Source organism: Massilia timonae, from assembly GCF_001866515.1.
GTDB classification, from domain to species: Bacteria; Pseudomonadota; Gammaproteobacteria; order Burkholderiales; family Burkholderiaceae_D; genus Telluria; species Telluria timonae.
In genome coordinates this window covers 5643804-5666752 of record NZ_JRYB01000001.1, presented here as the reverse complement: position 1 = coordinate 5666752, position 22949 = coordinate 5643804, and the positions used below count along the sequence as shown (strand labels likewise).

The window sequence follows — 22949 nt, the reverse complement described above, 5'->3', positions numbered from 1 at the left end:
ATAATGGGTGCTGGCGGGCCCCTGCGCATTGTGGCATGGTTTACCTGGTCAGGTCGGGAACGAAGCAGCCAAAGCCGTTCACCGCAAGTGCCGCAGATCAGGCTCGCCTCTTATCTTCTCTCTTCCGCAGCAGTTCCCTGTCTGTAATTCCCTTTCTGTAATTCTCTTTCTGCAGTTCTCTTTCTGTTTGCGTGCCGCATTGGCGTTCGCTTGCCCATCGCCGCCGTTTTTCATTCCAGTTACACAAGAGCCTGCCCGCGGATTGTTCGCGACGACCGCCATCTGCGGTAAAATCGTGGCATGTCCTATCAAGTCCTCGCCCGCAAATACCGTCCCAAGAACTTCGAAACGCTGGTTGGCCAGGAGCACGTCGTCCGTGCGCTGACCCATGCCTTGCGCACGGAGCGGCTGCACCACGCCTATCTGTTCACGGGCACGCGCGGGGTCGGCAAGACCACCCTGTCGCGCATCCTGGCCAAGTCGCTCAATTGCACCGGGCCGGACGGGCAGGGCGGGATCACCGCCGAGCCGTGCGGGCAGTGCGAGGCTTGCCGCGCGATCGACGCCGGCCGCTTCGTCGACTACATCGAGATGGACGCGGCGTCCAACCGCGGCGTGGACGAGATGGCCCAGCTGCTGGAACAGGCGGTCTATGCGCCGAGCAATGCGCGCTTCAAGGTCTATATGATCGACGAGGTGCACATGCTCACCAACCACGCGTTCAACGCGATGCTCAAGACGCTCGAGGAACCGCCGCCGCACGTCAAGTTCATCCTGGCGACCACCGATCCGCAAAAGATTCCGGTGACGGTGCTGTCGCGCTGCCTCCAGTTCAATCTCAAGCAAATGCCGCCGGGCCATATCGTCGGCCACCTCGAAAACATCCTGGGCCAGGAAGGCGTGAGCTTCGAGCAGCCCGCGCTGCGCCTGCTGGCGCAAGGCGCGCACGGCTCGATGCGCGACGCGCTGTCGCTCACCGACCAGGCGATCGCCTATGCGGCCGGCCAGGTCACGCTCGATGCGGTGCAGGGCATGCTCGGCGCGCTCGACCAATCCTATCTGGTGCGCCTGCTCGACGCCCTGGCGGCGCAAGATGGCGCCGACCTGATGGCGGTGGCCGACGAGATGGCCAGCCGCAGCCTGTCGTACAACGGCGCGCTGCAAGACCTGGGCACCTTGCTGCACCGCGTCGCACTGGCGCAGTCGGTGCCCGGCGCCGTGCCGCAAGACTTGCCCGAGCTGGCCGACATCATGCGCCTGGCCGGAGTCTTCGAGCCGCAGGAAGTGCAGCTGTATTACCAGATCGCCGTGCATGGCCGCAACGAGATCGGCCTGGCGCCGGACGAATATGCGGGCTTCACCATGACCCTGCTGCGCATGCTGGCCTTTCGCCCCGGACAGGGCGGAGCCGAAGCATCGGCCGCGCCGCCCGCCGCCGCGCCGGTAGGCGCGTCGCCAGCGCGCGCCGCCGCGGCGGCTGCGGCCAGCCATGCGGCAGTGACGCCGCGTTCGGCCGCACCGCCTTCCGCACCCGCGGCGCCTGCGCCTGCGCAGCCCAGTGCCCCGGCGGCGGCCCCGGCGCGCCGGCCATGACGTCGGCGCGCGCCGCGATCAATGCGGCGCTGGAGGCGGCGCGCGCCGCGTCGGGCATCCGTACCCCGCCCAAGCGTCCGGCGGCCGAACCGGTGACGCCGGCTCCGGCGCCGGCGCCGGCGGCGCCACCATCGGCGCCCGGACCGTCGGCCGCGTTGCCCTCCCATGGCGCCGCCATGCAGGCACGGGCCGCTTCCGCACCGCCGCCATGGGATGGCGCTCAGCCGCAAGCCATGGCCCAGCAGCAGCCGGCCATGCAGGCGCGCCAGCCAGCGGCGCAACTGGACGACGACGTGCCGTCCTGGGTCACCGATTTTTCCGATGACACCGCCGTCGCCGCCGAGGCGCCGGCCGTGGTCGCGCCCGCGCCCCAGGTGCGGGCCCCGGCCGCGCCGCCGCACGCCTACGTCGTCACGCCCGTGCCAGAGATCGATTGGGACGGCAACTGGCCGGCGCTGGCCGGCAGCCTGCCGCTGCGCGGCGTGGCCCAGCAGCTGGCGCTGCAGACCGAACTGGTCGCCTGCGTCGTGCACGACCGCTCGGTTACCTTCAAGCTGCGCGTGCCGGTCGATACGCTGCGCGCCAGCGGCAATAGCGAGAAGCTGGCGGCTGCGCTGCAAGAACATTTCCCCGACTTCCGCGTGAACGTGGAGTCCGAGATCGGCCCGGTGTGGTATACAGCCGGGGCCGAACAGAAAGCGGCGCGCGAAGAGCGCCAGCGCCTGGCCGAATCCATCGTCGCCGCCGATCCTTTCGTGCAGGAGCTCGAGCGACGCTTCGACGCGTTCGTCGTGCCCGGCTCGGTCAAGGTCGCCTGAGCGTTTCGCTGCCGATCAATCACCCATCCGACTTTTGGAGAAACCCACCATGATGAAAAACCAGCTCGCAGGCTTGATGAAACAGGCGCAAGCCATGCAGGACAATATGAAGAAGGCGCAGGAGCAGCTGGCTCAGATCGAAGTCGAAGGCCAGTCGGGCGCCGGCCTGGTGAAGGTCGTCATGACCTGCAAGAACGACGTCAAGCGCGTCACCATCGACCCGTCGCTGCTGGGCGATGACCGCGACATGCTGGAAGACCTGGTCGCGGCCGCGTTCAACGACGCCGTGCGCAAGGCCGAGGCGACCGCCGCCGAGAAGATGAGCGGCCTGACCGCCGGCATGCCGGGCCTGCCGCCTGGCTTCAAGATGCCTTTCTGATCCACGCAATCACTCACTGACGCCAGTCCTGGCCGGCGCCTGCCGGCGGGACGCCCCACATGTCGACCTCGCTCGAATTTCTCATCGAATCGCTGCGCCGCCTGCCGGGCGTGGGCCCCAAGTCGGCCCAGCGCATGGCATTCCACCTGCTGCAGCACGACCGCGAGGGCGCCGCGCAACTGTCGCGCGCGCTCTACCAGGCGGTCGACACGGTGCACCACTGCGCCAAGTGCAATACCTTCTCCGACATCGACATTTGCGAGCTGTGCGCCGACCCGGAGCGCGACCACACCCTGCTGTGCGTGGTCGAGACCCCGGCCGACCAGATCATGATCGAGCAGACGCTCACCTGGCGCGGCCTGTACTTCGTGCTGATGGGCCGGCTGTCGCCGCTGGACGGCATCGGCCCGCGCGACCTCGCCCTGGACAAGCTCGTCAACCGCGCCACCGATGGCGTCGTCGGCGAAGTGGTGCTCGCGACTAATTTCACCAACGAAGGCGAAGCCACCGCCCACTACATCAGCGAGATGCTCAAGGCGCGCGGCCTGAAGGTCAGCCGCCTGGCGCGCGGCGTGCCGGTAGGTGGTGAACTCGAGTACGTCGACGCCGGCACGATCGCGCGCGCCATGCTCGACCGCCGCAGCGCATAATGTTCGCAATCCCGATCCGGTAGCGCGGTCGCTGGGCGCGCGTGCTGCGTGCGCGCAAGCCTGCTAGGTGGGCCGCTGCTATCGTGGATTTTTCTGCGAGCCGGCCATGCACCTCGTCGACCTCACGATGTTCTATGCCGCGGAAGGCGGCGGCGTCAGCACCTACCTGAACGCCAAGTCGCGCTGGCTGCGGCGCCGTGCGCGGGCGCGGCATACCATCCTCAGTCCCAATATCGCCGCCGAGGCCTCGCCCACGCGCTTGCGCGTGCCCGGCCTGGCCTTGCCCGGCTTTCACGGCTACCGCATGCCGGTGTCGGTGGCCGCGATCGAACGCCGCCTGTGCCGGCTGCGGCCCGACCTGGTCGAGGTCGGCGATGCCGGGCACTGCGCCTGGGCCGCGCTGCGCGCGCGCGACCGGCTGGGCATCCCGGCCATCGCCTTCTATCACTCCGACCTGCCGCGCCTGGTCGAGAACCGCTTCGGCCCGCAGGCGGCCCAGCTCGTGCGGCGCTATCTTGCCCGCCTCTACAGCCAGTTCGACCTGGTGCTGGCGCCGAGCCGGCTGATGGTCGGGCAACTGCGGGCGATGGGGGTGGCGGGAGCGCTGCACCAGCCGCTCGGCATCGATTGCGGCGTCTTCCATCCGGGCCTGCGCGATGGCGCCTTGCGCGAGCAACTGGGGCTGGCGCCCGGGGTGCGCCTGCTGGTCTATGCCGGGCGCTTCACGGCGGACAAGAAACTGGATGTGCTGCTGGCGGCGATGCAGCGGCTCGGCCCCGGGTTCCACTTGCTGATGGTGGGGCCCGGCGAGGCCGCGCTGGACGCCGCGCCGGGCGCGCGTATCAGCCGCCTGCCGTTCCAGCGCGACCAGCGCGCGCTGGCGCGCATCCTGGCCGGCTGCGACCTGCTCGTGCATCCGGGCGATTGCGAAACCTTTGGATTGATCGTGCTCGAGGCCATGGGGTGCGGACTGCCGGTGGTGGCGGCCGGCGCCGGCGGGCTTGCCGAACTGGTCGACGACGACACCGGCGTGCTGGCGCGGCCCAATTGCCCCGACAGCCTGGCCGAGGCGATCAGGCAGGTGGCGACCCGTGACCTGGCGGCGCTCGGCGCCAACGCGCGGCGCAAGGTCGAATCGTCATTCGACTGGGAAGCGGTGTTCTCCCAGCTGCAGATGCATTACTGCAATTTACTACCGCAAGACGCACCGGACTGCGCGCCCTGGAGCCAGGCGCAGGGCGTGCAGTCCTATGCGCGGGCTGGATACTACCAGTAGGGACCCCAGTAACCGCCGCGATAGCGCGGACCCCAGGCGCCATATGCGCCGACGCCCGTGCCCACGCGCTGCAGTTCTTCGCGCGTGCCCAGGTGCAGCACGCATTCGCGCCAGGGATCGGTGTTCGCGCTATAGCCGAGCTGGCTGCACGCCGGACCGTAGATACTCATGAGTTGCGCCATGTCGGCCTGCGCGCGCGCCGCTTTTTCTTGCGGCGTCGAACAGGCCGCGGCCAGCAGGGCCAGGCCGATGGCGGCGGATGTGCGCACGATGGCAGGCATCCTTGTGCCTTTGATGACGTTTTGCATGACAGTTCCTCCCGCCGCGTCGCGCGGCATGATTCCAGAATAGCATCGCCGGCACGCGCAGCGTGTGCGATGGCCAACGAAGTGTGAGATTTCTTCAGCTGCCCCAGGTTCGGATATGGGGACGGATGTGTCCGCCTTCAACGACAGCAGCAGGTACGCGTCGCAGGCATGGCGGAGGTGTTCGTCCTGCCGCGTGCGCCCGGGTATTTTCTCGCGTCAAGCCGCATCGACCGTGAGTTTTCTGGCAAGATACGCCCCCAACAAGGAGGAGACGTATGAGCGGTTCCCTGGGCAAGTCCCGATGGAAGACCTGGACCCTGCGCACAGTCGGGGCGCTGCTGGCGCTCGTGCTGCTGGCCTTGCTCGCGGCCTGGCTGTTCCTGCGCGCCAGCCTGGCCCAGCTCGACGGCGAGCATAGGGTGGCCGGCCTGGTGGGCCAGGTCAAGGTCGAGCGCGACGCCGCCGGGGTGCCCCTGATCAGCGGCGCCAGCCGGCTCGACGTCGCCTATGCGACCGGCTTCGTGCATGGCCAGGAGCGCTTCTTCCAGATGGACTTGCTGCGCCGCACGGCGGCCGGCGAGCTGGCCGAGCTGTTCGGCGCGGCGGCGTTGCCCACTGACCGCACGCACCGCCTGCACCGCTTTCGCGCCCGCGCGCTGGACACGCTGGCGCGCCTGCCGGCGCCGGAACGTGCGCTGCTGGAGCGCTATGCGCAAGGCGTCAACGAGGGACTCGGCGCGCTCCGCACGCGGCCCTTCGAATACGCGCTGACCGGCGCGGCGCCGCGGCCGTGGACGGCGCCCGATTCGCTGCTGGTGGTGTGGGCCATGTACATCGACCTGCAAGGCGCCCAGCAGGCGCGCGAACTGGCGCGCGGCTGGCTGCGCGCGCACAGCGACGCGGCGCAGCTGGCCTTCCTGTTGCCCGAAGACACGCCTTACGACGCGACCCTCGACGCCACGCCGGACCAGGGCGCGCCAAAGGCGGCCGGCCCCTTGCCGCCGCGGGCGCCGGCCTGGTGGGGCGCGGCGCCAAAGGAACCGGGCGCGCCGGTCAGGCTGGCCGGCCTGGAGGTCACCGATTCGGTCGGCAGCAACAACTATGCGCTGGCCGGCAGCCGCAGCAGCACCGGCGCGGCGATCGTGGCCGACGACATGCACCTGGGCCTGCGGCTGCCGAACATCTGGTATCGCCTCGCGCTGCGCTTTCCCGATCCGGGCGCCCCCGGCGGCCAGCGCCGCCTGGCCGGGGTCAGCCTGCCCGGGGCGCCGCCGTCCGTCATCGTCGGCAGCAACGGCCAGGTGGCCTGGGCCTTCACCAACAGCTATGCCGATTCGCTCGACCTGGTCGAGCTGCGGGTCGACCCGGCGCGTCCGAACCAGGTCGGCCTGCCGGGCGGCTGGGAGACGCCGCGCGAGCACGTCGAGGAGATTGCCGTGAAAGGCGCCGAGGTGGATCGCATGGTCGTGCGCGAGACGTCGCTCGGCCCGATCCGCGAGGTGGCGGGGCGCAGCTATGCGCTGCACTGGATCGCCCACGATCCGGCCGCGCTCAATATGAACCACCTGAAGCTCGAGAGCGTGGCCAACGTCGGGGAAGCGCTGGCCGCCGCCGCCAGCAACGGCATCCCGGCCCAGAACTTCGTCGCCGGCGACGTGCACGGAAACATCGGCTGGACGGTCGCCGGCCTGCTGCCGCGGCGCGCCGCCGAAGGCCAGGCGGCCGGCATTGCAGCAGGCATTGCGGCCGGCTTTCCGCTCGCCGCCGGCAGCGCGGCGCAGACCTGGAGCGAGGCGCTGCCGTACGCGGACTACCCGCGCATCGTGAACCCCGCCGCTGGCCAGATCACGACCGCCAACAGCCGCCAGCTATCCGGCGCCGGCTACGCGCTGCTGGGCGACGGCGGCTACGACCTGGGCCAGCGCAACCGCCAGCTGCACGAAGGCCTGCAGGCCATGGGCGACCAGGTCGACGTGCGCCGCGCCTTCGACGGGGCGCTGGACGACCGCGCGATCCTGGTCGGCCAGTGGCGCCAGCGCGCGCTGGCCGCGCTCGACGCGCAGGCGCTCGCCGGTCACCCGCAGCGCGCCGAGTTCCGGCGCCTGCTCGAGACCAGCTGGAGCGGGCGCGCCAGCGTGGAGTCGATCGGTTATCGCCTGGCGCGCGACTTCATGTGGTCCGTGCACGACCTGCTGTACGGCGGCGTCAATGCGGCGCTGAAGGAGATCGATCCGAAGGCCAGCGCGGCCGCGGCCAGCGCGCGCTGGCCGGCGGTGGCGGCGCGCCTGCTGGACGAACGGCCGCAGGGCTGGCTGCCGGCCGGCCATGCTTCGTGGCGCGACCTGCAATTGGCGGCGGTGGACCGCGCCATCGCGGCCCTGGTCGATGCCGGCACGCCGCTGGCCGAGGCCACCTGGGGCCGGCGCAACACCGCCGACATCGCCCATCCGATCAGCATGGCCGTGCCCGCGCTGCGCCCCTGGCTCGCCGCGCCGGGCCAGCCGCTGGCGGGCGACGCCCACATGCCGCGCGTGGCCGGCCCGAAGTTCGGCCAGTCGGAGCGGCTGACCGTGTCGCCGGGGCGCGAAGAGGAGGGCCTGTACAATATGCCGGGCGGGCAGAGCGGCCATCCGCTGTCGCCATTCTTCCTGCTGGACCACGCGGCCTGGATCGAGGGCAAGCCGGCGCCGTTGCTGCCGGGGGCGGTGAAGCACACCCTGCGCTTCGTGCCCTGAGGCCGCGTCCTACTTGGCCAGGGCCTGCTGCGCATGCTGCAGCATCTCGGTGATCTTCTCGGCGCTGGAAGGGTGGCCGAGGTAGTAGCCCTGCACCATGTCGCAGCCCAGCTCCTCGAGCAGCAGCAGCTGCTCGCCGGTCTCGACGCCCTCGGCCACCACCACCATCTTGAGGCCGTGGGCCATGGCGATGATGGCGCGCGTGATGGCCGCGTTTTCCGAATCCTGGGGCAGGCCGGCGATGAAGCTGCGGTCGATCTTGAGGGCCCGCACGTCGAAGCGCTTCAGGTAGTTCATCGATGAATAGCCGGTGCCGAAGTCGTCGATCGACAGGTGCACGCCGATGCCGCGCAGCTGCTCGAGCGTGACCAGCGTGGCGCGGGCATCGTCCATCAGGGTGCCTTCGGTCAGCTCCAGTTCCAGCAGGCGCGGCTCTAACCCGGTCTCGTTCAGGGCCGACAGCACGATCTGCGACAGGTTCTCGTCCTTGAACTGCTTGGCCGACAGGTTGACCGCGATGCGCAGCAGGCGCCGCGTCAGGCGCTGCCAGGCGCGCGCCTGGCGGCAGGCGGTGCGCAGCACCCATTCGCCGATCGGGACGATCAGGCCGGTCTCTTCGGCCAGCGGGATGAATTCGGTCGGCGGCACCAGTCCGCGTTCGGGATGGCGCCAGCGCACCAGGGCCTCGACCCCGACGATCTCGGACGTGCGCACGTCGCGCTGCGGCTGGTAGACCAGGTACAGCTCGTCGTTCTGCAGCGCGCGCCGCAGGCCCACCTCGAGCTTCACGTGGCTCATGATCTGCATCGTCAGCGAAGAGCTGTACAGCTTGGCGTTGTTCTTGCCGCAGTTCTTGGCATGATACATCGCGGTGTCGGCGAACTTGAGCAGTGATCCACAATCATCGCCATCCTCGGGGAACAAAGAGATGCCGATGCTGGCGGTGACGAAGATCTCGTTGCCCTCGATGAGGAAGGGGCGCCGCATCGCTTCCTTGACGCGGGTGGCGACGTTCAGCGCATGCTCGACCCGCTCCAGGTCGGGCAACAGGATGGTGAATTCGTCGCCGCCCAGGCGCGCCAGGCTGGCAGCATCGCGCTCGACGCCTTCCCCGCGCGACACCAGGTCGCTGGGCCGGGTGGTCTCGCGCAGCCGTTCCGAGACCATCTTGAGCAGCTGGTCGCCGGCGTTGTGGCCCAGCGTGTCGTTGATGCGCTTGAAGGCGTCGAGGTCCATGAACAGCACCGCGAACTTCTTGTTGCCGATCTTGGCGCGCTGCAGCTCGCGCTCCAGCGTCTCGAGGAAGGCTTGCCGGTTGGGGATGCCGGTCAGGCCGTCGCAATAGGCCAGGCGCCGGATCTGTTCCTCGGCGCGCTTGCGTTCGCTGATGTCGCGCACCAGGCCCAGCACCTCGGACGGGCTGGTCGCCACCAGGCGCGCCTCGAAGTGCAGCACCTCGCCGCATTCGATTAGTTCGTATTCGACCGAGCGCACCTGCTGGGAGGCGAGCACGGTCCTCATCTGCTCCAGCATGCGCGCCGCGATCTCGGGCGGCAGCGTGTCGGACAGGTGCTTGCCGATGAAGCGCGCGCTGGTCGGGGGCGCGCCGGTCGGCCGTCCCGGACACGCCTGGCCTGGCCGCTCCTGGCCGGGCTCATAGTCGAGATAGAAGCCGTCCGCGTTCAGGCGAAAGAAGGTGTCGGGAATGGCTTCGAGCACGGCGCGGTTCTGGGCGTCGGCGATGCGCAGGCGGGCGATGGCGTCGCTGGCGCGCAGCACGTACAGCACGCGGTGGCCGAGGATCGGCCAGTTGATCGGCTTGGACACGAAGTCGGTGGCGCCGACCTCGTAGGCCTGGGTCACGGCCTCGACGTCGTCGCTGCCGGTGACCATGACGATCGGGACGCAGGCGCCGTCCTTCTCGGCGGCGCGGATCGCGCGGCAGGCCGTGAAGCCGTCCATGCGCGGCATGTCGACGTCCATCAGGATCAGGTCGGGCAGGCGTTCGCGCGCCAGTTCGACCGCTTCCTGGCCGTCGCCGGCCTCGATGCCTTCCATTCCGACCTGGGCCAGCATCTCGAGCATCAGGAGGCGCATGACGGGATCGTCGTCGGCGACGAGCACCGTCCCGCGCTGGGTGGAGGCAAAGGCTGGCATGTCAGGATTCCTTTTCAAGCATGGCGTGGAGCGACTGGCGCACCGAGTGGAATTCGCGCTCCATCTCGGCCAGCAGGGGCGCGGCGCCGTCGACGCTGCCGCCGCGGCCGAGCTGTTCGAGGTCGCGGCAGGCCGCGGCCAGGCGCGCCGCCCCGATGTTGGCGCTGGCCGACTTGAGGCCGTGGGCGATGCGGCGCAGGCTTTCGGCGTCGCGCGTGGTCAATGCCTGGCGGAGCGCCTGCAGGTGGCGCGGGGTGTCGCCCACGTAGGCGTTGATCACCTTCTGCACCAGGACGTCGCCGGCGTCGCGGCTCAGCGCGCGGATATTCTCGAGGGCGGCGCGGTCGACCGGGTCATTCTGCGGCGGCGGAAGGGGAGGAGGTGGAGGTGGCGCGGGCGCAAAGTCCAGCGCCAGCTCGGCTTCGTCGTCGTGGTGGCGCTCGGCCAGCACCGGCAGCGCCACCCAGCGCCCGATCACGGCCGCCAGCTGCTGCTGGGTGAAGGGCTTGGACAGGTAGTCGTCCATGCCGGCCGCGAGGCAGGCTTCGCGGTCGCCCTGCAGCGCGTTGGCGGTGATCGCGATCACGGGCAAGGCGCGCGCGCGGCCCATCTCGCGCTCGTGGCGCCGGATTTCGCCGGTCGCCGCGAAGCCGTCCATCACCGGCATCTGGCAATCCATCAGCACCGCGTCCCAGCCGCCTTCGTGCACCGCATGCAGCGCTTCCTGGCCATTGGTGGCGCAGTGGGTTTCCAGGCCCAGGCTCTCCAGCATGGCCCTGGCCACTTCGACGTTGACCGGATTGTCCTCGGCCAGCAGCACGCGCCGCGCGCGCCGCGCCGGCTGCGTGCGCGCCATCGGCGCCTGACGGGGAGCGTCGAACGGCGCCGCTGCCGCTGCTGCAGCGGCGGCGGCCGGATGATGCAGCCGCGCCGCGCGCGCCGTCAGGCAGGCATACAGGTCGGCCGCGCGCGCCGGCTTGACCAGCTGGTAGGCCACGCCGGCCTCGCGCCGCTGGACCGGATCGGCGGCCAGCTTTTCGGGGCTGAGCAAAACGATGTGGGTCGAGCGGGCCACCGGCTCGGCGCGCACCGAGGCCGCCAGCGCCAGGCCGCTGGTCTGGGTCAGCTCCATGTCGAGCACCGCCGCGTCATAGGGCCGGCCGGCGCGCGCCGCGCTCACCAGGTGCTCGAAGGCGGCTGCGGCGCTGCCCACGCCCTCGCAGGTCGCGCGCCAGGCTTCCAGCTGCTGCACCAGTTCATTGCGGCTGGCCTCCTGTTCGTCCACCACCAGCACCCGCAGGCTGTCCAGCGTGTGCTGGCGGTGGCCGGGCGCGTCGGGATCGACGCGGCGCTTGTCGAAGCCGAGCGTGAACCAGAAGATCGAGCCCTGCCGCGGCGCGTTCTCGACGCCGATCGTGCCCTTCATGAGTTCGACCAGCTGCTTCGAGATGGCCAGCCCCAGGCCGGTGCCGCCGTACTTGCGGGTGGTGGAATCGTCGGCCTGCGAGAAGGCGTTGAAGATGCGTGCGCGCGCCTCGCGCGAGATGCCGATGCCGGTGTCGTGCACCTCGAAGCGCAGCGCCACCCGCTGCGCGTCCTCGCCGGCCACCCGCACCCGCGCCATGATGCGGCCCTCGGTGGTGAACTTGATCGCATTGCCGATCAGGTTGGCCATGATCTGGCGCAGCCGGTTCGGGTCGCCGCAGATCGCCACCGGGATGTCGTTGGCGATGTCGAAGTCGCAGCCCAGGCCCTTGGCCGCCGCCTGCGGGGTGTAGACGTTGTGGATGTCGTCCAGCAGATCCCACAGGTTGAAGTTGATGTATTCGATGGTCAGCTTGCCGGCCTCGATCTTCGAGAAATCGAGGATGTCGTTGATGATCACCAGGAGGTGCTCGCCCGAGCGCTTGACCAGCTGCGTGTAGCTGCGCTGCGCCTCGGTCAGCTCGGTGGCCAGCAGCATCTCGGTCATGCCCAGCACCCCGTTCATCGGGGTGCGGATCTCGTGGCTCATGGTGGCCAGGAAACCGCTCTTGGCGCGGCTGGCCGCTTCGGCCGCGTTCTTGGCCTTTTCCAGCTGCTCGGTGCGCACGCCGACCTGGCGTTCCAGTTCGTCGCGGTGGTGCAGCAGGGCGGCGCCGCGGTCCTCGATCTGGGCCAGCATGGTGTTGAAGCTGTCGATCAGCACGCCCAGTTCGTCGTTGCGCTTGTGCTGCACGCGCAGTCCGTAGTTCTGGCTGGCCGAGACCTTTTGCGCGGCCTGGATCAGCTTGGCGATCGGCTCGGCGATGCTGCGCTTGAGCGGTCGCGCCAGTCCCAGCGAGACCAGCAGCGCGGCGCCCATCGCCAGCCCGATCACGACCAGGCTGGCCAGGATGTCGAGCCACATCGGCAGCAGGTCGGCCTCGATCATGATCGCGCCGACCGCCAGCTCGCCATGGCGCACCTCCTGCACCACGCGCATGTGGCGCGACAGCAGGAAGCGGCCGGCGCGGTTGGCGTCGTTCAGCGTGTCGAGCTCGAGGTCGTCGAGCGAGGGCAGTTCGGCGCCCAGGCGCGACGGCGCGCGGTACTCGGCCAGCGGGCGGCCGACACGGTCGTACAGCACCGCCGCCGAGATGTCCTGCTGCGCTTCCAGCGCCGCCAGGGTGGCGCCGGCCTGGCGCCGGTCGACCAGCATCAGGTCGCCGGAGGTGGCGGCGCCGATCACGCGCGCGAAGGCGGCCAGTTGCAGGCTCTCGGCCTGGCGGTGATTGATGATGGAAGTGACGGCGAAGGCGCAGAACACGAACAGCAGCGCGGTCGCCGTCGAGAGCAGCGAGAGGATGTTCAACTTCCGGTTCAGGCTCGAGCGCTCGAAATTCTGCATCGTGGTTCCCGCAAACGGCACAGCGCAGCGGATCCGGCAACGGTGCAGATCCTCCTAGCGAGCAAGAGCCCGCAGGAAAAAAATATACGGGTTAGGTGAGGGGGTAGTTTTGCGAATCCGCAAATGTGGCAAACGGAACAATTCCGTGTCGCAATTCAAATGCGCAAAATCGTCGGCGACAAAAAAAAGGGACGCCGCGGCGTCCCTTCGTTCAAGCGCACGCGCCGCCCGTCAGCAGCACGACGCCCGGCTTCCCCCATACCGCGCATCCTGGCGCTCGCGGAAGAATTCCTCGTACGTCATCGGCGGCTGGTCCGGATGGGTACGCTCCATATGCGCCAGGTAGGTGTCGTATTCGGGCAGGCCGACCATCAACCGCAGGCTCTGCCCGAGGTAGTTGCCGGCCTGTTTCAGGGCGCCGAACATCACTGCACCTGCGCGGCCGGCATGGCGACGTACGCGGACTCCTTCGCGGTCGGCGCGTTCGATGCGCGCGCCGCCATCACGGTGCGCACGCCGTAGAACAGCACCGCCAGCACCACGAAGATGAAGAAGCCGGCCAGGCTGGCGTTGACGTAGTCGTTGAAGATGATGCGCTCCATGTCGAGGATCGACTTGGCCGGCGCCAGGATCTCGCCCGCGTCGTGCGCCGCCTGGTACTTGTTGGCGTGCGCGACGAAGCCGATGCGCGGATCGTCGTGGAAGATCTTCTGCCAGCCGGCGGTGAGGGTGCAGGCCAGCAGCCACAAGGTGGGCAGCGCGGTGACCCAGGCGTATTTGGCGCGCTTCATCTTGAACAGCACGCAGGTGCCCAGCATCAGCGCGATGCCGGCCAGCATCTGGTTGGCGATGCCGAACAGCGGCCACAGGGTGTTGATCCCGCCCAGCGGATCGACCACGCCCTGGTACAGGAAGTAGCCCCAGGCGGCGACGCACAGGCCGGTGGCCAGCAGGTTGGCCGGGAGGGAATCGGTGCGCTTGAGCGACGGGGCGAAGGCGCCCAGCAGGTCTTGCAGCATGAAGCGGCCGGCGCGGGTGCCCGCGTCCACCGCGGTCAGGATGAACAGCGCCTCGAACAGGATCGCGAAGTGGTACCAGAAGGCCATCATGGCCGGGCCGCCCACGACGTTGGACAGGATGTGCGCCATGCCGACCGCCAGGGTCGGGGCGCCGCCGGCGCGCGAGATGATGGTGTGCTCGCCGACGTCCCGGGCCATCTGTTCGAGTTCGGCCGGCGTGATCACGAAGCCCATCTGCGACACGGCGTGCGCCGCCGATTGCGCGGTGGTGCCGAGCAGCGCGGCCGGGCTGTTCATGGCGAAGTAGATGCCCGGGTCGATGGTCGACGCGGCGATCAGCGCCATGATGGCGACGAAGGACTCCATCAGCATGCCGCCGTAACCGATGAAACGGGCCTGGGTTTCGTTCTCGAGCATCTTGGGCGTGGTGCCCGACGAGATCAGCGCGTGGAAGCCCGAGACGGCGCCGCAGGCGATGGTGATGAACAGGAAGGGGAACACATTGCCCGACCACACCGGGCCGGTGCCGTCGATGAACTTGGTCACGGCCGGCATCTGCAGGTCGGGAGCGACCACGATGATGCCGATGGCCAGCGCCAGGATGGTGCCGATCTTGAGGAAGGTGGACAGGTAGTCGCGCGGCGCCAGCAGCAGCCACACGGGGATCACTGCCGCTACAAAGCCATACCCGATCAGCATCCAGGTCAGTTCGGTGCCGGTGAAGGTGAACATCGGGCCCCAGGTCGGCGAATCGTGCACCCACTGGCCGCCGATGATGGCCAGCATCAGCAGCACGAAGCCGATGGCCGAGATCTCGCCGATGCGGCCCACGCGCACGTAGCGCGAGTAGATCCCCATGAACAGCGCGATCGGGATCGTCGCCATCACGGTGAAGGTGCCCCACGGCGAACCGGTGAGGGCCTTCACGACGATCAGCGCCAGCACCGCCAGGATGATCACCATGATCATGAAGGTGCCCAGCAGCGCGATCATGCCGGGGATCTCGCCCATCTCGGACTTGATCAGGTCGCCGAGCGAGCGGCCGTCGCGGCGGGTGGACATGAACAGCACCATGAAATCCTGCACCGCGCCGGCGAACACGACGCCGGCCAGGATCCACATCATGCCGGGCAGGTAGCCCATCTGCGCCGCCAGCACGGGGCCGACTAGCGGGCCGGCGCCGGCGATCGCGGCGAAGTGGTGGCCGAACAGGACGTTCTTGTTGGTGGGGACGTAGTCGAGGCCGTCGTTGTATTTCCAGGCCGGGGTCTGGCGCGTGGGGTCGAGGCCCATCACCTTGGTGGCGATGTACAGCGAATAGAAGCGGTAGGCGATCAGGTAGACGCAGCCGGCGGCCGCGACGATCCAGATGGCGTTGATGGTTTCACCGCGCTTGAGCGCGATGTAGCCGAGCGCAAACGCGCCCACGATGGACAGGACGATCCATCCGAGCATGCTCGTGATACGTTTCATTGGGTGACTCCTCCGATGTGGATTGATGCTTGTGCGTCAGTACGTGCCGACGCCAATTATTTGCAGCATGCTAATGAGTATCTTGCACTATTGTCAGTACCGCAAGCGCAAGATTACGCAGTATCTACGTAATGCTACGTAGATCGACCCCAGCCGGCGGACGTAGAATGCAGGCCTTCGAATGAAACCATGCGGAACAAGCCTATGCGGCTAAGGCAAAAAGTGATCGTGCTGGCAGTCGTGCCACTGGTGGTGGCGCTGTGCGCGATCGCGCTCTACGTGCGCCAGCAGGGCGTGACCCTGGCGGCCGAGCAGCGCGCCACCATCCAGCACGCCTACCTGGCGAGCAAGGAGGCCGAGCTGCGCCACTACGTCGAGCTGGCGACGCGCTCGATCGCCCACCTCACACGCACCGGGGACAGCGGCCCGGCCACCCAGCGCGAAGCGATCCGCATCCTGTCGAGCCTGAGCTACGGCGAGGACGGCTACTTCTTCGTCTACGACACCCGGGGCAACAACCTGATGCACCCGCGCCAGCCGGAGCTGGTCGGCACCGATATGTGGGACTGGCGCGACTCGACCGGCGCGCCGACCATCCAGCGCCTGATCGCGCTGGCCGGCGAGGGCGGCGGCTTCCTGCGCTATACCTGGGCCAAGCCCTCGAGCAACCGGCCGGCGCCCAAGCTGGGCTACGTGGTGCCGGTCGCGCACTGGAACTGGGTGATGGGCACCGGGATCTATCTCGACGACGTCGAATCGGCGCTGGCGCTGGTCGACGCCCAGCAGTCGCGCAATATCGAAGAGACGCTGTTGTGGATGGCGGTGCTGGCCACGGTGGCGGCGGTGGGCGTGGCCGGCGGCGGCCTGGCCCTGAACATCAGCGAGGGGCGCGTGGCCGACGCCAAACTGAAGGCGCTGGCCCAGCGCGTGGTGGAATCGCAGGAAGAAGAACGGGCGCGCCTGTCGCGCGACCTGCACGACGGGATCAGCCAGGCCCTGGTCTCGGTCAAGCTGCAGCTGGAAGCCGGCATCATCCGCATCGACGGCGACGAGGCGCGCCGCGAGCAGGGGCGCGCGGGTCTCGAGCGCACCGTCGAGCAGGTAAAAACGCTGCTGGGCGAGGTGCGCCGCATCTCGCACGACCTGCGGCCGACATTGCTGGACGATATGGGCCTGGCGCCGGCGCTGGACCACCTGGCGAGCGAATTCGGCGAGCACGCGGGCGCGCCGGTGCGCTTTCGCGCGGCCGGCGCGGTGGACGCGCTGCCCGAGATCGTGGGCACGGTGTTGTTCAGGATCGCCCAGGAAGCGCTGACCAACGTCGAGCGCCACGCCCAGGCGCGGCATATCGACATGGTGCTCGAACGCGTGGGCGACCTGGTGAGCCTGAGCATCGCCGACGACGGCGTGGGCTTCGATACCGACGGCGTGGCCGTGCATCCCAAGCGCGGCATCGGGCTAAGGAATATGATGGAGCGCATGGAGGCGATCGGCGGCCGGTTCGAGATCGTGTCGTCCTCCACCGGCACCCGGGTGGTGGCCAGCATCGATTTGAAGGAGCAAGGCAGTGACTGGTGAAGTAAACGATGAAGTAAATGAGGTGAAAATCCTGTTGGTCGACGATCACCCGCTGGTGCGCGACGGCCTGCGCGCGCGGCTCGAGTCGGCGCCGCGCCTGGTGGTGGTGGCCGAAGCCGGCTCGGGCGAGGAAGCCCTGGCGCGCGCCGGCGAATTCCACCCCGACCTGGTGCTGATGGACGTGAACATGCGCGGCGGGAGCGGCATCGAGGCGACCTACCAGCTCACCGCGCGCTACCCCGGCATCGCGGTGCTCATGTTGTCGATGCACGACAAACCCGAATACGTGAGCCAGGCCATGGCGGCCGGCGCGCGCGGCTACGTGCTGAAGGACGCGCCGGGCAAGGACATCGTGCTGGCCATCGAAACCGTGATGGGCGGCGGCATCTACTACAGCGCCGCGCTGGCGCGCCAGCTGGCCAATCCGGCCACGCCGGGCGACCAGCTGACGGCGCGCGAACAGGAAGTGCTCAAGCATATCGCGGCCGGCCAGTCGAACAAGCAGATCGCGCGCGACCTCGATCTGTCCGTGCGCACGGTGGAGACCCACCGCCTGAACATCAAGCGCAAACTCGGCATCGAAGGGCAGGCGGAACTGATCCGTTTTGCGGTCCAGCGCGCCGGCAGCAACTGATCGGGTAGCCGAGAGTATTTTCTCGATATCCACCGGGAAACATTACGGTTGCTTTATAGTATTCGGTGCAATAAGATTGCCTGAATAATATTGAGAAATATCATATGGCCGAGCAGGGACATTTTCCGCTGGTAGCAATCGATCCGGTCGCCAATGCCCAGAACGAATGGGTGGCGCTGAGCTTGCGGCTGGCGCCTGGGGCCGACCTGCCGCAACGGCTGCAAGCGGTATTCGCCGGCGCCGACCTGCTCACGGCGATCGCGCCGCTCGACTGCCTGCTGCACCTGGATGGCCCGGAGGCCCTGACGGTGCCGGTGCTGACGCTGCTGCCGCCCAATCGCATCGGCCTGGTGATCAAGTCCGAAGCGCTGGCGTCCGGCGGCGCCGCGCGCCAGCTGGCCGAGTTGCACGCCGCCGGTTACCGCATCTGGCTCGACGGCGACGTCCCGGAAGGCGCCAAGGCGCCGGCGGCGCTGCGCTCCGCGGCGCGCGATTGCCGCGCGCATCACGATGCCGCGCAGCCGCCGGGCCGCCTGGTCTCGTTGTTCGGACCGCACCTGGCGCACGGCGTCGATGACGCGCGCCGCTTTTCCGACTGCGAGAACGCGGGCTTCGACTGGTTCAGCGGCGATTATTCCCTGGACCCGGATGCCGCGCCGGCGCCGGACGACGACGGCAGCTCGCGCCGCCGCATATTGACCTTGCTGGGCCTGTTGGCGCGCGACGCCGACTCGCGCGAGCTCGAAGACCAGATCCGGCAAGACCCGGCGCTCGCCTACCACCTGCTCAAGCTGGTGAACTCGGCCGCCTTCGCGGTGAGCACCCAGGTCACGAGCTTCGCCCAGGCGATCACGGTGCTCGGCCGGCGCCAGCTGCAGCGCTGGCTGCAACTGCTGCTGTACGCGCGCCAGCAGCCGGACGGCTTGCCGAACCTGCTGCTGCCGCTGGCGGCGCGCCGCGGCGCGCAACTGGAATCCTTGAGCCGCCAGGCGGGGGGCGAGCGCGACGCGCAAGACCTGGCCTTCATGACCGGCGTGTTCTCGCTGCTCGACCGTCTGCTGCACATGCCGATGGCGGCGATCGCGGACGAGCTGTACCTGCCGGAGCACGTCGCCGCCGCCCTGGTCGAACGGCGCGGCCGGCTGGGCGCCTGGCTGCGGCTGACCGAGGCGCATCCGACCGAAGCGGCGCTGGAGGCGGCGGGGGTGAGCCCCGGGGCCTGGTGGAACAGCCAGCTGCACGCCTATCACTGGGCGATCCAGGTGGGCCGGAATGTCTGACCTGCGCGAATTGGACTTCGACTTCGTCGGCGGCACGACCGCCGTCTGCGACGCCATCCTCCGCCTGCGCGGCGAGGCCCTGCACCTGGAGCTGGGACGCCTGGCGGCCCGGCTGACGGGCAGTCCGGAAGGGCGTTTCGTGCCGGGCGCCGGCCTGATCGACCCGAACGAGGCGGGCGCGCGCATCCTGCGCCACGCGGTGGCGGCGGGCATAGAGCAGTTCGGCTGGTACGAAGTGAGCGGCGGCGAAGGTTATTGTCCCGAGACCGAGCGCAAGCTGGTGGCGCTGTCGCACCTGACGGCGAGCCTGATGCAGATGCACACGCTGGCGCAGCGCTCCACCCACGCCTATGCGCAGATGGAAGCGCAGCTGGCGCACCAGTCGCAGATCCTGGACCAGATCCACGAATCGGTGCTGACGATGGACCAGATGGGCTACATCACCAGCTGGAACCGCGGCGCCGAGCAGCTGTTCGGCTACACCGCGCTGGAAGCGATCGGGCGCAACATCCTGTTCTTGTATGCCGACGAGGACGACGGCGGCGACGGCAACGACATGCAACCCGACTTGTTCGCGGAGCAGGGCGGACGCATGATGGAAGTGCGGCGCCGGAAAAAATCGGGCGAGGTGTTCTGGGCCAGCCTGTCGCTGTCGCCGCTGCGCGACCTGGCCGACCGGCCGACGGGCCTGATCGCCTATCTCACCGACATCACCGAGCGCAAGCAGGCCGAGGAACAGCTGCACCACCTGGCCTATTACGACGAGCTGACCGGCCTGCCCAACCGCACGCTGTTCGCGCGCCTGGTCGACCAGGCGCTGGCGGTGTCGCAGCGCAACGAGACGGCGGGCGGCGTGCTGTTCGTGGACCTGAACCGCTTCAAGCGCATCAACGACACGCTCGGGCGCCGCATCGGCGACGAGCTGCTGCGCCAGGTGGCGCAGCGCTTCAAGGACGCTCTGCGCGACGAAGACGTGGTGGCGCGCCTCTCGGGCGACGAATTCGCCGTGGGGCTGTCGGACATCCGCCAGCACTTCGAGGCCACCACGGTGGCGCAAAAGCTGCAGGCTTCGCTCGATGCGCCGTTCTTCATCGGCGGGCACGACCTGCGCGTGGGCGCCAGCATCGGCATCAGCGTGTATCCGCAGGACGGCAACGATGCCGAGACCCTGCTCGGGCTGGCCGATATCGCGATGGAACGCGCCAAGCGCGCCGAGGCCAATCCGGACCGCAGCGTGGCGTTCTACAGCCAGGACATGAACAAGGGCATGCAGGAGCGCATGCGCATCGAATCGGGCCTGCGCCATGCGCTGGGCAACGGTGAACTGATCCTGTATTACCAGCCCAAATTCGAGATCGCCAGCGGGCGCATCGTCGGCGCGGAGGCCCTGGTGCGCTGGGTGCATCCGCAGCGCGGCATCGTGCCGCCGTCGGAATTCATCCCGCTGGCCGAGACCACGGGCCTGATCGTGCAGGTGGGCGAGTGGGTGCTGGAGCAGGCCTGCGCGCAGGCGGCGATCTGGCAGCGCTCGGGGATCGCGCCGTTCAGGCTGGCGGTGAACGTGTCGGCGCGGGAGTTCACGCCGTCGCTGCCATCGCGGGTGGCCGATACCTTGCGGCGCTACCAGCTCGATCCGTCGTGGCTGGAGCTGGAGATCACCGAGAGCACGCTGATGCACGACTTCGAGCGCGTGACGGCCATCATGGACCGGATCACGGCGCTGGGGGTGTCGTTGTCGCTGGATGATTTCGGGACCGGGTATTCGAGCTTGTCGTATCTGAAGCGCTTCCCGATCCAGACCCTCAAGATCGACCGCTCGTTCACGACCGGGATTCCGCGGGATGCGAGCGATTGCGCGATCGCGGGGACGATTGTCAGCATGGCGCGGCAGCTCTGCCTGCGCGTGATCGCGGAAGGGGTGGAGACGCTGGATCAGCTGGAATTCCTGCGCGAGGCGGGGTGCGATGAGGTGCAGGGGTATTTGTATGCGGCGCCGTTGCCGGCTTACGACTTTGAGAGGTGTTTGCGGGATAACTGGTTGTTGATCGCGTGAACCTTGGTGAACAGCCTCACCGCCTCTGATGATTTATGTATAATGCCGGTTCCCTAGGGAAGCGTGGCCGAGTGGTTGAAGGCAGCAGTCTTGAAAACTGCCGACGGGTGAAACCGTTCGTGAGTTCGAATCTCACCGCTTCCGCCAAGCATACTGAACAAGAGCCCCACACGTTGGGGCTTTTTTCATCATGCATCGTGCATTCCTGCCCGAACAGCGAGGAAGCTCCACACTCCGCGCAAGTAGCAATGACTCCGAACGACAAGAAAACACATGGACCAATCCCGTCACGAGCGCAATAATCGTGTCGGACCATCCATCTTTTCTCTGCTACATGACCGACATCGACGTTACCCAGCCAGGCCCGCCGCTCAGCGCCGAGCACCGCAGCGAACTGGAGTCGCTTCTCCAGCCGATCAGGGAGGACCTGCCTACCGGCCCGCCAATTCGCTTCGATCCCATCTTTGACCAATTACGCGAGGCGCGCCGGGAAGACGATCCGAGTCTGCCGATGGGCGTATGGGAGCAGCCCCTGAAGCGCGCCGATTGGGCCCGAATCGAGGTGCGCTGCAAGGTGACATTGAGCGGATACGCCAAAGATCTGCAGATCGCCGCCTGGCTCACCGAAGCCTGGACGCGCCAGCATGGCTTCGAAGGGCTCTTGCGCGGTCTGCTGCTGGTAGAGGGCCTGCTCGTGCGCTTCTGGGAGACCGTGCATCCGCAGGTGGACGAGGATGGCGACCCCGGGTTGCGCGTGGCGCCGCTGGAGTGGCTGAACAGCGCGTTGGCGACGACGGTCAGGATTCACGCTCCAGTGCTGGGCCAATCCGGCGAGCAGCCCGGCCGATTCACCCTGACGGACTGGGAACGTATGTCGGGCGACGCTTCGTCGCCGGCCGTGCAAGAGAGGGCGCGCAGGGCAGCGGACGAAAGCGGCCAGCCGCTGCAGGCGCGTGCCGACGTCATCGACCATGTCAAGGCCCGTCGGGGCGCGGACGCCGAGCGCAGCCTTCAGCAGGTTCGCCATTGCGTCGGCGCCGTGCTGTCGATCGCCAGCGTGACCGAAGCGCGCCTGGGTGAGGATGCGCCGGACATGTCGAGGCTGCGCGAGACGCTGCGCGCGGTCGAGCGCGTATTGCTGCAACTGGGTGCCATTGGAGAACCCGGCGCCGTCTCTCAGGATGCGGCGCAGGCGCAGCCCGGCGCGGTCGCGGGCAAGATCCTGCAGAAGGAAGCAATGCCCGGCGATGCTGCCCGGACGAGCGACGCGTCGACAGGCGAGACTTCGCCGCCGGATGCGGCGGAACTGCTCGGCCGGCGCATCGACGCCATTTGCAAGGCGGCGGGAATCCATGCGCCGGGCAATGCCGAGCGACTGATGGCGATGCAGATCGGACTGCTGCACGACCAGAATATGATCCTGCAAGGCGCCATGAGGGACGCGGCGCGCCAGGTGGGCGCGGATGCCGCCTGCGGTGACTTCACCGCGCTCGTTGGCGCCGTGCTGTCCGGCAGGGGGCCGACCCGGTAGACCGGCGCCGTCCGATTCGATGCGAGGAAGCTGGTGCGCTTACTGCGCGGACTGCATGGCGGTGTCCGGTTTCCAGACATAGATGCCGCCATCGGCCATCAAGCTCAAGGACAGCGTGTCGCCCTGCATCGTGTATGAGCGGACATACCCCATGTCCCTGGCGATGCGGCTGTCGAGCGATCCTGGCGGGCACATCGCCCGGGTCATTGCCACGTTGCCAAAAGTAATTGCGCCGCGGCCCGGCTCGCCTGCCCCAACGGTGTACGAGGTCGAGCCCCGGTTGCAGTCCAGCTGGAACGCGGCGCGGCCGTCCGGCGTCAGCCGCATGGTATAGACCCGGTCCGGCTGCGGGCGGGTCGTGCCCTGGGCATCGTCCATTGACTGGATTTCATGCAGGCGCCAGGTCGTGGCGGTCAAGCCGATGGCCTGGGTGTCCCGTGCGGCGGGAGCGGTCGTCGGCGTCGTGCCGGTGCTGCAGGCGGCGCACAAGACGGTCGCGAGCGCGATGGCGATGCGCGATGGTTTTAACATGGCTGGTTTCCTCATGCGTGTCCGGGGAGCGTCCCGGTTTATTTTCGGGATGTGTATTCTTATCA

General features: G+C 68.3%; 15 protein-coding genes, 1 tRNA gene, 1 other RNA gene and 1 pseudogene. 12 read left to right on the top strand and 6 right to left on the bottom strand.

Features of this window, described 5'->3' with window-relative positions:
• The first annotated feature begins 12 nt into the window (after positions 1-12).
• The 5 genes and pseudogenes from ffs (at position 13) to LO55_RS24175 (ending at position 4716) form a co-directional block, all read left to right on the top strand.
• Positions 13-111: signal recognition particle sRNA small type (gene ffs, locus LO55_RS24195), an RNA gene on the top strand.
• Positions 112-300: 189 nt separating this feature from the next.
• Positions 301-2411, top strand: a pseudogene (locus LO55_RS24190) (DNA polymerase III subunit gamma/tau).
• A 49-nt stretch (positions 2412-2460) separates the two neighbouring features.
• Positions 2461-2790 (top strand): YbaB/EbfC family nucleoid-associated protein, encoded by a 330-nt coding sequence (locus tag LO55_RS24185; protein WP_005671283.1) that lies wholly within the window; start codon positions 2461-2463, stop codon positions 2788-2790.
• Positions 2791-2849: 59 nt separating this feature from the next.
• Positions 2850-3440 (top strand): recombination mediator RecR, encoded by a 591-nt coding sequence (gene recR, locus LO55_RS24180; RefSeq protein ID WP_071363418.1) that lies wholly within the window; start codon positions 2850-2852, stop codon positions 3438-3440.
• 106 nt (positions 3441-3546) lie between these two features.
• Positions 3547-4716 carry a glycosyltransferase gene (locus LO55_RS24175; protein ID WP_071363417.1) on the top strand — a complete coding sequence of 390 codons (1170 nt, stop codon included), beginning with the start codon at positions 3547-3549 and terminating at the stop codon, positions 4714-4716.
• Here LO55_RS24175 and LO55_RS24170 read toward each other — a convergent pair.
• Positions 4707-5024, bottom strand: a complete 318-nt coding sequence (locus tag LO55_RS24170) for a hypothetical protein (RefSeq protein WP_071363416.1) — start codon at positions 5022-5024, stop codon at positions 4707-4709. The two genes, LO55_RS24175 and LO55_RS24170, sit on opposite strands and share 10 nt — an antisense overlap.
• Positions 5025-5299: 275 nt before the next feature.
• Here LO55_RS24170 and LO55_RS24165 point away from each other — a divergent pair, with 275 nt between their 5' ends.
• A complete protein-coding gene (locus tag LO55_RS24165) occupies positions 5300-7759 on the top strand; it encodes a penicillin acylase family protein (RefSeq protein WP_071363415.1) in 2460 nt (819 codons plus the stop codon).
• Positions 7760-7768: 9 nt separating this feature from the next.
• On the opposite strand, the gene LO55_RS24160 is transcribed toward LO55_RS24165, so the two are convergent.
• The 4 genes from LO55_RS24160 to LO55_RS24145 all read right to left on the bottom strand — a co-directional run bounded on the left by LO55_RS24160 (position 7769) and on the right by LO55_RS24145 (position 15277).
• Positions 7769-9916: a putative bifunctional diguanylate cyclase/phosphodiesterase gene (locus LO55_RS24160; RefSeq protein ID WP_071363414.1), complete on the bottom strand. Its 2148-nt coding sequence runs from the start codon at positions 9914-9916 to the stop codon at positions 7769-7771.
• A gap of 1 nt (position 9917) precedes the next feature.
• A complete protein-coding gene (locus LO55_RS24155) occupies positions 9918-12785 on the bottom strand; it encodes a hybrid sensor histidine kinase/response regulator (protein ID WP_071363413.1) in 2868 nt (955 codons plus the stop codon).
• A 231-nt stretch (positions 12786-13016) separates the two neighbouring features.
• A complete protein-coding gene (locus LO55_RS24150; protein WP_005671296.1) occupies positions 13017-13211 on the bottom strand; it encodes a YbdD/YjiX family protein in 195 nt (64 codons plus the stop codon).
• Positions 13211-15277: a carbon starvation CstA family protein gene (locus LO55_RS24145; RefSeq protein ID WP_071363412.1), complete on the bottom strand. Its 2067-nt coding sequence runs from the start codon at positions 15275-15277 to the stop codon at positions 13211-13213. Before LO55_RS24145 ends, LO55_RS24150 begins: the two co-directional genes overlap by 1 nt.
• Positions 15278-15481: 204 nt before the next feature.
• Between LO55_RS24145 and LO55_RS24140 the strand changes: the two genes are divergently transcribed.
• The 6 genes from LO55_RS24140 to tssA all read left to right on the top strand — a co-directional run bounded on the left by LO55_RS24140 (position 15482) and on the right by tssA (position 22353).
• Positions 15482-16855, top strand: a complete 1374-nt coding sequence (locus LO55_RS24140; RefSeq protein WP_005671301.1) for a cache domain-containing protein — start codon at positions 15482-15484, stop codon at positions 16853-16855.
• A gap of 22 nt (positions 16856-16877) precedes the next feature.
• On the top strand, positions 16878-17489 hold the full coding sequence (locus LO55_RS24135) for a response regulator (RefSeq protein ID WP_229410225.1): 612 nt from the start codon (positions 16878-16880) through the stop codon (positions 17487-17489).
• 104 nt (positions 17490-17593) lie between these two features.
• Positions 17594-18769 carry an HDOD domain-containing protein gene (locus LO55_RS24130; RefSeq protein ID WP_071363410.1) on the top strand — a complete coding sequence of 392 codons (1176 nt, stop codon included), beginning with the start codon at positions 17594-17596 and terminating at the stop codon, positions 18767-18769.
• A complete protein-coding gene (locus LO55_RS24125) occupies positions 18762-20822 on the top strand; it encodes a putative bifunctional diguanylate cyclase/phosphodiesterase (RefSeq protein WP_071363409.1) in 2061 nt (686 codons plus the stop codon). Before LO55_RS24130 ends, LO55_RS24125 begins: the two co-directional genes overlap by 8 nt.
• Before the next feature lie 57 nt (positions 20823-20879).
• Positions 20880-20969 (top strand) — tRNA-Ser (locus LO55_RS24120).
• Between the two features lie 187 nt (positions 20970-21156).
• A complete protein-coding gene (gene tssA, locus LO55_RS24115) occupies positions 21157-22353 on the top strand; it encodes a type VI secretion system protein TssA (protein ID WP_071363408.1) in 1197 nt (398 codons plus the stop codon).
• A 39-nt stretch (positions 22354-22392) separates the two neighbouring features.
• Here tssA and LO55_RS24110 read toward each other — a convergent pair whose 3' ends face one another.
• Complete coding sequence (locus tag LO55_RS24110; RefSeq protein WP_071363407.1) at positions 22393-22884, bottom strand: META domain-containing protein; 492 nt, start codon at positions 22882-22884, stop codon at positions 22393-22395.
• Positions 22885-22949 lie beyond the last annotated feature (65 nt).

Bases quoted from the DNA above. Each gene is read 5' to 3' on its own strand.
- LO55_RS24130 (WP_071363410.1), top strand. From the start codon at position 17,594: ATGGCCGAGCAGGGACATTTTCCGCTGGTAGCAATCGATCCGGTCGCC.
- LO55_RS24160 (WP_071363414.1), bottom strand. From the start codon at position 9,916: ATGCCAGCCTTTGCCTCCACCCAGCGCGGGACGGTGCTCGTCGCCGAC.
- LO55_RS24145 (WP_071363412.1), bottom strand. From the start codon at position 15,277: ATGAAACGTATCACGAGCATGCTCGGATGGATCGTCCTGTCCATCGTG.
- LO55_RS24175 (WP_071363417.1), top strand. From the start codon at position 3,547: ATGCACCTCGTCGACCTCACGATGTTCTATGCCGCGGAAGGCGGCGGC.
- recR (WP_071363418.1), top strand. From the start codon at position 2,850: ATGTCGACCTCGCTCGAATTTCTCATCGAATCGCTGCGCCGCCTGCCG.
- LO55_RS24170 (WP_071363416.1), bottom strand. From the start codon at position 5,024: ATGCAAAACGTCATCAAAGGCACAAGGATGCCTGCCATCGTGCGCACA.
- LO55_RS24150 (WP_005671296.1), bottom strand. From the start codon at position 13,211: ATGTTCGGCGCCCTGAAACAGGCCGGCAACTACCTCGGGCAGAGCCTG.
- LO55_RS24125 (WP_071363409.1), top strand. From the start codon at position 18,762: ATGTCTGACCTGCGCGAATTGGACTTCGACTTCGTCGGCGGCACGACC.
- LO55_RS24140 (WP_005671301.1), top strand. From the start codon at position 15,482: ATGCGGCTAAGGCAAAAAGTGATCGTGCTGGCAGTCGTGCCACTGGTG.
- tssA (WP_071363408.1), top strand. From the start codon at position 21,157: ATGACCGACATCGACGTTACCCAGCCAGGCCCGCCGCTCAGCGCCGAG.
- LO55_RS24155 (WP_071363413.1), bottom strand. From the start codon at position 12,785: ATGCAGAATTTCGAGCGCTCGAGCCTGAACCGGAAGTTGAACATCCTC.
- LO55_RS24110 (WP_071363407.1), bottom strand. From the start codon at position 22,884: ATGTTAAAACCATCGCGCATCGCCATCGCGCTCGCGACCGTCTTGTGC.
- LO55_RS24185 (WP_005671283.1), top strand. From the start codon at position 2,461: ATGATGAAAAACCAGCTCGCAGGCTTGATGAAACAGGCGCAAGCCATG.
- LO55_RS24165 (WP_071363415.1), top strand. From the start codon at position 5,300: ATGAGCGGTTCCCTGGGCAAGTCCCGATGGAAGACCTGGACCCTGCGC.